Here is a 14137-nt window from a genome sequence, read left to right as displayed (position 1 = left end):
ATTTTAGTAACGTTCTAATTTCTGATTTCTTCATTCAGATGTTCTATTGTTCAAGTTAATCATTCCTGTTTTATGCAATGGGTCACCCAAAATCAAGATTATTTATCCGCTTGAACTAAGGTTCGTTTACATTTAGAATTGCCTGACTTTCTATTTCAAGCCTTGCTCCGCTTTCCAACCAGATACTTCTGCAGACACCTGTATTGTTGCTGTATATTATTGGTTGGTTAAGAGGCGCACCCGGTATAAGAACATCTGTGGTTGGGTTTGGAACTCCTCCGCATCCCCAATTTGCATCTACATGCCAATCTTCATTAATTGTACCCATCCAAACACCACTTGTATAAGGAACTACATTAACGGTTACATCCGCTGAATCTTCCGGACAATTACCCAGACTTCCGGTTACTGTATAAACAATAGAATCAGAAGGAGTTGCTATAGGGTTACTGATTTGATCGTCATTCAAAGCCGTTGATGGAGACCAGCTATATGAATAGGCTCCGTCAGCGATAAGCTGAACGCTTTCTCCTGCACATAACAAAGTATCCGAAAACGGTAAATCTATTTCCGGTTCACTAACTATAAACAAAGTTGTCGTTTGAAAAGCCAAGCCGGTACACGGATCAATAAGACTTATTGTAATGCTGTCACCACCCAGGTTTTGAAGATCTTCCAAGACTTCAACATCTAACTGAAATGAAGACTCACCCGGTTGAATAACTACACTGTCGGGCAAAGGATTATAATTAATGCCGGGCAGGGCAGACCCTCCAACTATAAAGTGAGTAACTATAGGATCCTGACTTATAAAATTTGTTGAGAAGTTTAGAATTCCATCATTACAACCGGCAACCGCATAAGGAATTCCTGCCTGTGTTGAAACTTCCATTTCAACCTCGGGGCTGCTAATTTCTTCGACAAATACACCTGAATCAAAAACACCATCACCCACATCTGCTATTGCTAACTTAAGTGTATATGTTTGGCAGGGAATAACTTCAATTTCTGCTGTCAATATACCTGTTAAACCATCAAATATTATACTATTATAAGTTGGTGATGCAGGACTAATATTGTTTACATACAAACTTGAAAAAGCCAAAGACTCGCCCGGATTGTTACAGCTTCCGCTTGCAAAGACTCCGGGAGTCCCGGAATTGATTGAATTTATTGCAACCGGCAAATTAGTGCCGGGAACGATAGCAATGTTTTGATCAGTATAATTTCCACCTTGTGGATTAGGTCCGTTTATAAAAAATCCGAATACATCATTATACTGGGAGCAAACAAACTCAGGGTACTCCTCTGAACCAAATCTGTAGCGAAAACGCAAAGTATCTCCCAATGGAGTAACATCAAATTGCATTACACATGCATCATAAGTAACCTGAGGGCTGACAAGCTGATTTAATGTAGCGTCACCCGGACTTCCCATATCAGTACTCATAAAGAGTGAAGAAGGATTTGCTACTTCATAAATATTTCCGGTAGTTAAAAGAACACCTTCGGGTAAACCAAGGTTTGAAGTATTCTCCTGAAAGCTTCCATAGGAATTTGAGTTGCAGGTTATTTGGACGTTAGATATTGAAACTCCATTTCCAACAAGACTTTGAGCTAAATCATAATCACTTAAGTTTTGATGAATAAGCAATTCATTACTAGTACAAGAAATACATTGCACACTTGTTTCTATACAGTTTGTCGCCGTATTACAATTACCGTCTACCGTCCAATGGATATAAAGATTCTGATTGGAATTTGCTAAATAGTTTACCGGTGTAAAACCACTTGCTACTACCGGACCGTTAAAAGCGCCTTCGCGAACAGTTATATATCCATTTGTTGCAGAAAACTGATAAATATTTCCGGCAACTATGTTTGTGATTACAGAAAATTCAGTCTGAAAACTACAGCCTGATATCATTACCGGGCTTCCTGAAGGATCTGCGGCAATAGCAATACCCGGAAATTGAATGGTGTTTAAACACCCGCCACAATCATCATATGCCGCCTGACAAAAAGCATCCCATTGTATATCACAACAATATGGGTCACTTGCTATCACTAAATCATAACAATTATCTCCCGGCGAGTACGGGGATGTGGCTGCACAACCTCCTCCACCTCCACTGCAAGCATCATAGTCGGCCTGACAAAAAGCATCCCACATAGTATTACAGCAAAATGGATCGTTTGTAACTATTAAATCATAGCAAGGGTCTCCCGGAGAATAAGGTGCAGGTGCAGGACAACCCCCTGCTGTGGACAAACATGCTGTACAATTAGGATCATTTTCAGCCATAGATGCACAGATTCCATCCCATAAACTATTGCAGCAAAATGGATCTATATTACATACAGATGTCTGGCAATTTAAGTCGGACGGAAATCCCGGTGTTGCCTGAGCCTGGTCACAAAATTGTGCTTGTGCACTACCAATAATTATAGATAAAAAACCGAAGGAAAGAAGTAGAAATCTAAGCATAAGCAAGGAGTTTATAAACACTTTACAAAAAGCAAATAACAGTCGATTTAAATAATATATTTATTACCGCCTGCATTATTTATTCATAATCAACATCTAATATAGTATTTTTTTGCTTTTAAATGTATTTTTCAGTGTCTTTTATCTTTAATCAAATCCTTTTTTAGGGAATAAATTGTAGATATAAAATTCCGGAGGTATTATAGACAGGCGTATTTGACGAATATTTTGAAGTAAAATTTTTTTATTGATTTTTTCTTCAATAAATATATTACGCAAAAAACAATTGATTTTGATAAGGTAACTTGCAAACCAATTTAAAAAGTTAAGACTATATGAACTATTTCAATCCTTAACAACTTCAGAAGCGGTACATACAGACACCAACTCAATCTGTTTGCTGTCACTTTCAAAGGGAGGATCATTTCTAAGATTGGAACCAATGACAGAAAAATTATTTGCTTTCAAAACATCCTCCCATTCTTTGGGTTCATAAAGAATAAATCCATGTTTTGTAAAAGGAAAGCCCAGCATGCTTTCCCTTGTTCTGTACCCGGTAAAAAAGCTGCCTTCCGGCTTCAAAACCCTACGGATTTCTTTAAGGTGAGTGGAGGGGTCTTCCCAAAAGTAAATAACCATATTGCAATAAACTTTATCGAAAGTATTGTCTGCATAAGGGAGACAATCACTACTCCCGTGAACTAATGTCAGTTTCCCGGAATTGATTAACTCAATGTTGTTTTTACCGGCTAAATCAAGCATTTCTTTTGAAAAATCTATACCGTGTACTTGAGGACTCTTTCCGTAAGCAAAAATCTTTTTAAAAAACAAACCACTTCCAAAGCCGATTTCAAGAATTTTTTCTTCATTATCGGCTTGTACATACTCAAGAGTGAAATCAAACAATGTTTCATTGCTATTATTCATTTTTTCGGCAATTTTAGGTGCAAAATCACCGGATGGCTTTCTTAGTTGCTGAGCAATAAACGCTAAATCAGGCTTTGCTGCAGTTTCTTTTTTGAAAGTAAAAGCAGATAAAATACGTTGAATAAGATTTAAAGTCATGATTCTCAATTTAAATTAATTCAAATATAATAAATTATATAAGTAATCTGAAATCATTGACCGTAAACAAGCTTTTTTGAAGCGGTAAGTCTATATTTTATCATTTAAGTGGCCTGAGAGTAGTATTTAAACTTGTATAACACACATATTTCTGACGACCGTGTAAAAGATTCATTTTTTGAAAGGAATATATTTGGATAGAGAACTTTGTCGGATAAAGTGTGAGTTTTCATAATCTAAACGCTCATTTACACAAAATTATACTTTAGTCATCATGCATAACGTTAAAGAACAAAGTATGCTTACTTAATCAGCTTTTAAAGTTCAATATCAGAAATTTATCCACTCATAAAATATAAATATCATGAAAGCTAATCTATCCATTTTTCTATTGTCATTTGTTTTTACATTGTACGCTTATGCTCAGGAAATAACTCCTTCAATAGAGTATTCCGTACCAATTAATCAAGAGGCAAAAGCTGATGACTCACATAAAGGTAACATTGAAGACACTTACAGATTAAACTGGTTAAATTCAGTTTTTGAAGATATTACATCCGGAGAATTGAAAGTTTTTAATTCAACTGAAACCGATAAATACTCTTTATTAAACAAAGATCAAATAAGTGAAATTTTACATTCTATTGATACCGTTCATACTATCAACCCAAACACAAATGAACCGGATATTATAGTAAATGAAAATAAAGTCTCACCGGAAGATATTTCAGAGCTAAAGTTTCGGGAAAAATGGTCATGGAACAAAGAGGATGGTTCTTTAATTAAAGAAATTGAGGCTATAGGTTTTATGGTAAAATATTATGTAGACGATAACTATTTAGGTGATTTAACCTTGTTTTGGATAAAGCCTTAAAATGATAAAGGCGAGATTCATATCTTCTTAAAATTTTAGAGGCGAGATTGCGCCTCTGCCGCCTCTCAAATAAAGATTGCATACCATTCCATTTTATTAAATCCATACGAAATTCAGCATCTTACGAATAGAACCCCTTGAGTGTGGGTAACCTGATAACTATAAAAAACCCGGGTTCTGTAATTGCTGATAAACACAGGCAATACATCAAAAACTACACCCAAAAAAGGAATTTATAAAAGGGTGGCCAGTTGCAAAAAGCACAATAAAACTTTAAAAAATTTTAAAAACCAATACCCCTCCCCACACTTGAAATCAGATAAGCTTCCGTTTTATCTACAAACCCCTATCTTTGTTTACATAAACAGCTACTGATGACAGGAATAAAACTAAACTCAAACAGATGAAATTTCCCGGGCAGATTATTGATTTGCGGGTACTCCCGGAAGATGCACATCATGAAGATAAAATCATGAAGCTGCTTGCCCAAAAACAGCAAATCAGCAAAAATGACATTTCTGCCATAAAAATCATAAAACGTTCTCTTGATGCCCGTAAAAAACCGGCAGTTTATCAGTTGCGTGTGGAGTACAGACTTAAAGGACAAGAGCCGGACTTTTACAAACCTGCCGTTAGGATTTACAAAAACTCAGACAAATCAAAAAAAGCCATCATAGTCGGTGCAGGCCCCGCCGGACTTTTTGCCGCATTAAAATTGCTTGAGCACGGCATTCAGCCAATAGTGATTGAGCGTGGAAAAGATGTGCGTGCCCGCCGCAGAGATTTGGCAAAAATCAATAAAGAACATATCGTTAATCCCGAGTCAAATTACTGTTTTGGAGAAGGAGGCGCCGGCACCTATTCCGACGGCAAGCTTTATACCCGATCCGGAAAACGCGGCAGTATCACAAGCATACTGGAGACTTTTGTCCAACATGGTGCTGATGAAAACATACTTGTTGATGCTCACCCGCATATCGGGACAAACAAATTACCGAAAATCATCACAGACATTCGGGAGACTATCATTGCCCGAGGAGGTGAAGTGTGTTTTGAAACCAAATTGACAGACCTCATCATTGAAAAAAATCAAATAAAAGGAATCGTCACAAATGAAAAAGAAAAATTTCTCGGAGACGCTGTAATCCTTGCTACCGGACATTCGGCAAGAGACATTTTTTATTTATTAAAAGAAAAAAACATCCTGATTGAGTTCAAACCCTTTGCTCTTGGAGTGCGTGTCGAACATCCTCAGACTCTCATTGATAAAATCCAGTATAAAACAGAAAACAGGGGCGATAACCTTCCGCCTTCTGCTTACAGTCTGGTTGAGCAGGTTGACGGCAAAGGTGTGTACTCTTTCTGCATGTGTCCGGGTGGAATAATTGCTCCTTGCGCAACTGCTCCGGGCGAAGTCGTCACAAACGGCTGGTCTCCCTCCAAAAGAAACAACCCTTTTGCCAATTCAGGAATTGTTGTTACCATCGATGATGAAGCCTTAAAAGACTTTGAAAAATACGGTCCGCTGAAGGGTATCAAATTTCAGGAAAGCATTGAACAAAAAGCCTGTCAGTTGGCGGGTGGCTCCCAAAAAGCGCCTGCACAACGCCTGGCAGATTTCATCCGCAAACAAAAATCCCAGACCTTACCCAACTGCTCATATATTCCCGGCCTGACTTCCGTAGAGATGGACACTCTTTTCCCTAAACAATTAGTCACTCGCCTGCGAAACGGCTTTATCGCTTTTTCCAAAAAAATGCCCGGTTTTAATCATCCCGATGCTGTGATTGTCGCTACCGAATCCCGGACATCTTCTCCCGTCCGAATTCCCCGCGATAAGGAAAGTCTTCAACACCCCGAAATCAAAGGCTTGTACCCTTGCGGTGAAGGCGCAGGCTATGCCGGCGGTATCGTTTCCGCAGCCATTGATGGCGAAAAATGCGCAGAAGCAATAATTACCCGGCTAACTTCCGCTTGATAAATGATATATTTAAAACCCTAAAAACATAATTTGGGCGTGCCCCTTCGGGTCGTGCTATCCGCTCCAAGTCCTCACTGCGCTCCGGGCTTTCCGCTCCTATCACTCACGCGGGGGCTGCTGCCCGGGTAAGAGTGAGAGGCATGAATTTTTGGGTAATAATTACGACGGTTTTGGGTATTGTGTGGATGTCATGCATTGCCCGATGCATCAAATGTAGAGACGTTGCAGTAGAGACGTTGCATGCAACGTCTCTACTATGCAACGTTCCTGCTGATTTGCATTTCTACATTGCTGCATTCACAAAACACTTACCACCAAAAACGAACAAATTATAATCATATCAGCAAACCAGCCCTTGCTTGCATCTTGCAGTTTTTTTTCCGGTATAGCAGCAATTAAAGTCATGGCATATTTAGCCGGAGGCTATTAACAAATACATTCGCAGGACAGGAAGACGAAGACGCCTTAGGTGCATCCAAAATCTACGTAAAAAAACGGTAGAGACGCGATTAATCGCGTCTCTACATCAGAACAACCCATAGAACACATTCATACCGCTTAACATAAACCCCCCTCCAAAAAAATCCAAATAAAATTTTTCTTTAAAAATAAACAACTCTATTTTATTTTGAACAAAACCCTGAAAGTGTGATATAATGGGCTTGGGCGCTCCCGCCGTGCCGGGTGTTATTCCATCAACCAATTACAACACATCATATCTTGTTTGAGTGAGGGCACTATTAAGAGGGGGGAGCTGCTGCCAGAGGGTAGTGTAGGACATGAATTGGGATGGGAAAAATTATAAAATGTGGACTGACACCTAATGCAGATTGCTTGTTTGATATTTGTCCGGTAAGGACCTACAGATAGGCTAAAGGATAGAGGGGAAAGAAGGCAGTGTTCAGTCATACATCTGAACAATACACATGTGTAAATTAATTAGAAATAAATAAATGCTGCAATATTTTTTTGTTTTAATAAATACTTTGTTATTATTGTGCAATATACATATGGTGTTAATTAAAATCTACAAAAATGAAGTCATTATTATCAACTAAACTCAGTCTTACTTTATTGATGGTTCTTATGTTTAAAGGTGCATTTGGGCAGTTTCTGGATCCAGTTTTTTCTTTTGATACTGTTGCCGGGTCTCCTGGAGATACTGTTTCACTTGAGCTAAAAGCAGAGCGTTTCATTGATATTAAATCTTTTCAATTTTCTTTGAATTTTGATACTACTCAATTAGAGTTTATTTCAATTAATTGCCCATGTGCTTTTCAAAACATATCATTTAATTCCAACATGTCTTCTCAAGGTATTTTAACAGTCGGTTGGTTCGACATTAATGCTACCTCTGAAACGCTTGCTGACAATACTGTTCTATTTAACCTTAGGTTTAAAATAAGAAATACTGCTGGAGGCTTTTCTTCTATAGACTTTTCAAATTCACCGACCAACATAGAAATTATTGATAAAGATTTTAACCAATTAAATGATTATGAGCTTAAGCCGGGGGGAGTGAATGCTTTTAGGAAGTCTAAGATTTCAGGGAATATTTTTGCACCGAATGGAAAAGCTGTGTCTTTTCAGAGTATGTATGCAGATTTTAAAAGTTTTTTTATCGATAGTTTTTTTCTTGTTGATTGGTCACGGTTGTTGGATGGAGATTCATTGATTACACTGCACACAGGCCCAGCACCTTACATCCATCCTTCTTCAGGGGGTGGTTGGGAACTAATAGAAGGAGCCCCAATTAGAATAGGAGACATTTCTATTGATACTAGCGTCACTGATCCTCCTGATATTATAGATGTGTATCCTTGTTATTGTGAATGTAAAAAAGATAAACCATCGGTTATGCACGGTCATACTGGTGGAGATGGTTGGATTGGAGTATGGCAGTGCTTTGTTGATGGGGCCCCTGCTGGAAAAGGGGCTTGCCCGAAACATGGTAATTCTTGCGACCCTTCTGGATCTGGATCAGTGGTTGATAACATTGGAAGTTATGCTTTTTATCCTGATGCTCCAGTAGGTGCACCAGTTGATTCATTTGGTGGATATGAATTAGATTTCCTAGAAGGATCTGATATAGTTGTTATGCCAACAAGGTACAATGACAGCATCCCTACAAATGGCATCACTTCAGCAGATATTGCTATTATTAGACAACACATTTTGGCGGTTTCTTCAATATCAAATCCTTATGCCTTAATTGCTGCCGATGTCAATAAAGATGGTGAAATTTCTTTTTTGGATATTAATTTTATTCAAAGTCTGATTATTTCCGGTGGAACAAATCTCTTACCGCTCGGAGGTTGGACTTTCATACCGGAAAATTATATCTTTCCGGATCCATTAAATCCATTTGATTATCCTCACTTCACATTATTGGATAGTATTTTCGGAACCATAGGGCAGGTAAATTTCTTTGGAGTAAAATTAGGTGATGTCAATTCCAGCTTTGATCCAACCGTAGCTAAAGTTTCAAATTCGGACTTCGTATCATTGTTTATAAATGAACATCAGGTTTCAGAAGAATCTACTATTGAAGTTCCTGTCATTGTAAGTGATTTTAATGGTATTGCAGCCTTTCAGTTTAATGTAGAATGGGATTCAACTGTTTTAGAATATGAGAACATGGTTTATACTCAAAATAATATACAACCCCTTGCAGGAACTCACTTTACTTCGGAAGGTCGTTTAATAGTGCTTTGGGATGATTTAATGGGACTTTCTCAATCGTTAGATGATAATGATACTCTTTTTATGATGAAGTTCTCTGTAATTGGCAATCATGGCGACAGTACTTACATCCGTTTTACTGAAAATATTGCCACACCTATTGAATTTGTAAACCAAGATATTGAACCGTTGATACCGGTTTTGCAAGATGGTAAAGTAATCGTATCTATTGAGTCTAATGTTATAGAGTTATTGAATCAGATTAATTCCATAAAGGCTTACCCTAATCCGTTTGATAATTATATATATGTTGAGATGGACGTATTTAAAGAAATAAATCTGACAGCTATGATTTATGACTTTTCGGGTAAAGTAATAGAAACAAAAAAACTGTCCACTCGTCCCGGATTGAACAAAATAAAGTTAGGGGAATCACTTCCGACAGGGATATATTTTATCATTTTTTGGGATGAGTATCAAAATCAGTATCTATTTAACAGCAAAGTAGTTAAGTTTTAATTAAACACATTTTCTTAAAATGGTTAAAGGGTATTACAAAAAAGGGGTACTTTCTTTGAGCGTATTATTTATGGTAATAGTAGCTTCCGCCCAATGTCCGATTAACCAAATACCTGCGGAGAGTAATGCTGCCTTTACCTTCGATAATTCAATTACTGCTATAAATGATTCTGCGGTAATTTTTGAGGTAAGTCAATCAGGCAGTTTTAAGCAAGTCGTAGTTATGGAGTTCGATTTGTCTGTTATTCCAAAGGCTTCTGATATTTCATCTGCATCACTTCTTTACTCCGGTCAATTACCGCAAGCCGGGCCCGGACAAAATATTCGCTATCATTTTTATCAGGGTAACGGAGTAATAGATACTGCAGATTATTATGTCACAGGTGCAATTGTCGTCGATAGAAATTATGATCAAAACACCTTACCATGCAGTGGCTGCGGTTTTTCTTTATACGATGCCCCTTTTACTCAAACCATGCCGGACTTGCAGTTCTTCAGATCTATTATAGAAGATACCTTGTCGCCTTACTTAGGGGTTCGAATTGAAGCAACATCAGATTTTACTCATCAAATTGCCGGGATTGGTAACTTAAATCCTGATTTTATCAAGCCCACTATTGTACTTAACTATGCATCGCCCACAATTAATATTTGTATTGGTGATACTTTTTCCGGATATACATCCTCCGGAGTTTTTTTAGATACCATATCTGGGTGCACACCCAGAATTCTTAAACTGCATGTTGAACCTTGCCTGTGGGTAGAAGATTTAAATGACTTTTCACAATACACTTCCTCAGTGTGGAATTTAAATATTTGTCCAAACGACTCTTTTAATATAGCCTATAAAGCATCCAATATCGTCACTTCACCAAATGAACTGTTTCAGGTGCAAATTTCTCAAGATCAATTCAATAGTTTTATTGCTTTGGGAAATTTTCCGGCTCAGGAAGGCACAGGAGTTATCAGAGATTTTTTACCAACAAACATTCCATTGCCGGGCTATTATGAGCTAAGACTGGTTTTATTAGATTCATTAGGAGCTCAAACTCTTTTTATTGGCACTCCTTATTGGCACTCTTTTGAATCAGATTTGAATCCTCTATCGGAAGTGGAAATGGACTTTAGTGAAGGAATGGCACCGGTCATTGAATTATGTCCTAATGCTACCATCGACATTTCTGCCATTTCCAATTGGGGAGGTCCACAACCTATATTCGATTGGTATTTAAATGGTGTACTTGTTGAAGCCAATACTCCAACCTTCAATTTATATACCGACACTATCCCGGCACAAAGTAGTCTTAAAGTTTTTATGACATCTTCCTCAGCCTGCGTATTTCCTGATACCACCTCCTTTACACAACAGTTTTTAGTCAATAATCAATTGCCTTCAGGTTGCACCGACTTTTCAGCCAGTAACTTTAACCCACTTGCCGAATGTGATGACGGCAGTTGTCAATATGGTTCTCCCTTCATCACTACTTGGAATACCGCCAATCCGGGCATTTCTGATAGCAACCAAATCATCATTCCGACTTTCGGAACGGGATACAATTATGATGTGTATTGGGAAGATATTAGCAATAATGCCATTAACGGCATGGAAACAAATGTCACCGGCAACCTCACAATTACATTCCCGGCCGCAGGTATTTACCGGGTAGAAATTAGCGGAGACTTCCCCAGGATTTATTTTAACAACGATGGTGATAATCATAAAATACTTACTATTGAACAATGGGGAAATATTGAATGGACTTCCATGGAAAAGGCATTTTGGGGATGTATCAATCTAACTTACAACGCTATTGATACACCTAACTTATCTGGGGTAACATCAATGTTTTCAATGTTCAATGGCTGCATCTCTTTTAATGGTGACATCGTTAGCTGGGATGTTAGTAATGTTAACAATATGAATAGCATGTTTTCTGGAGCAGCTCTTTTTAATCAGAGTATAGGAGAATGGGAGTTGAATTCAAATGTAAACTTGTTGAACATGCTCAACAACAGTGGCCTGGATTGCGCAAATTATTCAGCCACATTAACAGGCTGGGCCAATAATAACCCCAATGTAAGCGGACGAATGCTTGGAGCAAATAATCTCGAGTACGGTATATCCGCACAACCGGCAAGAGATACCCTTGTTTTAAACCGTTCTTGGACGATTTCCGGAGATCAGTTTATTAATGTAGATTGTTTACCCTCAAATCTAAATAATACCTATTTGTTTTTCGACACCATTCCAACCATTCAGGGGGCTACCATTCTGACTCCATTAAAGGTTCAAAACTTTTCAGGTTTTATTTCCGGTAGCTTCACACTACAATTTAGTCCAAATGCCTTGCTTTGGAAAGATTATTTTTACAATGAAAACCTGATAGGTCTAATTTTAGACACCACCCTTGCCGGTCAGGGAATCATAACCGTAAACTGGACTTCGCAGAACGGCCTTCCTTTATCTTTGCCTGACGGCTATGATTTATTAACACTTACCTTTTCAGTTTTGGGTCAACCGGGTTCATCATCTTCCTTAGATTTTATAGATGTACCCTTGCCCATTCAATTTATCGACTCCAGTCAAAACATAGCCAATACAGTGTTATTGCTACCGGGCGTAGTAAAAGTAGTTCAAGTTTTAAATATTCAGGGAAATATTCAAACTGAATATGGTGCAGCTGTTTATCAGAATATATCCATTCCATTTTATCCTGCAACACAAAGCCATTTTACCTCTGCTCCGGCATGTGCTTGTAAGTGCTTACCCACATCCACAGATATCTTTACGGGAGCAAATCAGTACAGCTATGTTTGCATTACTTATGCTTATGATGCAAATGGAATTGTTCATGTAATAGAATGGAATGCAGATTGCAGCAGTGTGTCAGGCAAAGACTGTTTACAAGCAGCAAAAGAGGTGGATGCACCAAGTGGAAATTATACCCTTAATTTACCTTTCGGAATATCGGGCGCAATAGTGCCATTTAAAGGCCCTGAAATAGATTTGGCCAATGGCATTTCAATTGCTGATATGGTGATTATTTTAAGAGATGTGTTGAATATACCATCAACAGCTACTTTAAACAGTGCTTATAAAATCATTGCTGCGGATGTCAATTTTAGTGAAACAATTTCTTTGGCAGATGTAAATCTTATCAATGCTTTAAAACTAGGAAATATCACTGTTTTTCCGGAAGGGAAAAATTGGGTATTTATAAAGGAAGACTTTGTTTTTCAAAATCCCTCTTTGCCATTTGATTATCCGGAGTATATCAAATTGAATCAGCAGGCAACAGATACGTCAGGATTGGATTTTATTAGTCTTAAATTGGGCGATGTCAATAATACATATGAACCATTTAAAGCCAAAATTAGTCAGTTTAAAAGTCAAGACACTATTATTATGACTATTCCACAAATAGAAACCTCAACAAATAGTTTTATTCAAATACCGGTTTCTGTATCTAATTTTATTGAAATTTCCGGCTTTGAGTTTGCCTTACATTGGAATCCTGATGTGATAAGATTTGATAGTGTGATTTCAGCAGGGAATGGTATAAATGTTTTTACAGGTGAAGGTTTTATTAATGAAGGGTTATTAAATGTTACATGGTTTGATTTAAGTGGTAACATTTTCTCACTTTTAGATGATGAGACCTTATTTTATCTAAGTTTTGAAGTTTTAGGATCTTTGGGTGACAGTACAGTAATTTCTTTTGGCAATTCTCCAACTATTGAAATTGAGTTCATTAACGATGAAATAGAAATAGTACCATTTAAATTGATTAATGGAAGTGTTCATGTTTCCATTGAATCTTCAATTATTTCATATATAAATGATGAATTTTATGTTAAACTATATCCCAATCCATTTAGAGAACATACATTGTTGGAGATATTCTCGACTTATTCAACTATGGCAGAACTAACCTTATTTGACATAAGTGGAAAAGAGCTTAAAAAAATCAAATCTGAAATTGATAAAGGACTAAATAAAATACCATTACAATACGCAATTCCAGAAGGGACATATGTTTTAAAGGTTTATGATATGTTTTCTGGTAAAACATTAGTTGTGGTAAAGTTATTGAAGTTGAACTACTGAAAGATAATTTTAGAATAGCGCATCTTTTATTACCGCACTATTTTTGCAACGTCAAATATGATAAAATCCACCAGCAGACAAGATGCTTTTTGGGGTATTATCAAACTTGCTAGACGACCAAATATGATAAAGTTGATACCACATTTCTATAGATAAAGCTGAAAGGAATCAATCAAAATATCAATCTAATGTAATTAAAATAATTGTTCAAAATTCCATTTTAATAATTCATATTATTTGCCCTCGCATCTTGCGAGCGTGAGGGTATTGCTGCATCTTGCAGCGTGTTTATACCGGATTGGCAGTTAAAGACATAGAATTTTTTAGCCGGAGGCTAATCAACATACACTCGCAAGATGCGAAGGCACAGTATCAAAGTAACCACTAAAGAAAAATTTATGAAATCAAGATGTCTGTTTC

Annotated in this window: 6 protein-coding genes; 4 read left to right on the top strand and 2 right to left on the bottom strand. The window is 37.3% G+C overall.

The features are described 5' to 3' along the window. Positions 1–115: 115 nt before the first annotated feature. On the bottom strand, positions 116–2488 hold the full coding sequence (locus tag EA412_13570) for a hypothetical protein (GenBank protein ID TVR76469.1): 2373 nt from the start codon (positions 2486–2488) through the stop codon (positions 116–118). Between the two features lie 345 nt (positions 2489–2833). Next, the gene (locus EA412_13565) at positions 2834–3553 is read right to left on the bottom strand and encodes a class I SAM-dependent methyltransferase (protein TVR76468.1); all 720 of its coding nucleotides are present in this window, start codon (positions 3551–3553) and stop codon (positions 2834–2836) included. 409 nt (positions 3554–3962) lie between these two features. Here EA412_13565 and EA412_13560 point away from each other — a divergent pair, with 409 nt between their 5' ends. The 4 genes from EA412_13560 (at position 3963) to EA412_13545 (ending at position 13717) form a co-directional block, all read left to right on the top strand. Further along, positions 3963–4427, top strand: a complete 465-nt coding sequence (locus tag EA412_13560; GenBank protein ID TVR76467.1) for a hypothetical protein — start codon at positions 3963–3965, stop codon at positions 4425–4427. A 403-nt stretch (positions 4428–4830) separates the two neighbouring features. After that, positions 4831–6405 (top strand): FAD-binding protein, encoded by a 1575-nt coding sequence (locus EA412_13555; protein TVR76466.1) that lies wholly within the window; start codon positions 4831–4833, stop codon positions 6403–6405. 1038 nt (positions 6406–7443) lie between these two features. Beyond that, complete coding sequence (locus tag EA412_13550; protein TVR76465.1) at positions 7444–9609, top strand: T9SS C-terminal target domain-containing protein; 2166 nt, start codon at positions 7444–7446, stop codon at positions 9607–9609. Positions 9610–9628: 19 nt separating this feature from the next. Then, entirely contained in the window at positions 9629–13717 is a 4089-nt protein-coding gene (locus EA412_13545) for a BspA family leucine-rich repeat surface protein (GenBank protein TVR76464.1), read from the top strand. Positions 13718–14137: the final 420 nt, after the last annotated feature.

It is taken from the genome of Chitinophagaceae bacterium (genome assembly GCA_007695095.1).
GTDB lineage: Bacteria > Bacteroidota > Bacteroidia > Chitinophagales > REEL01 > REEL01.
The sequence above is the reverse complement of the archived record's forward strand: the minus strand, read 5'-3'. Positions and strand labels throughout refer to the sequence as shown.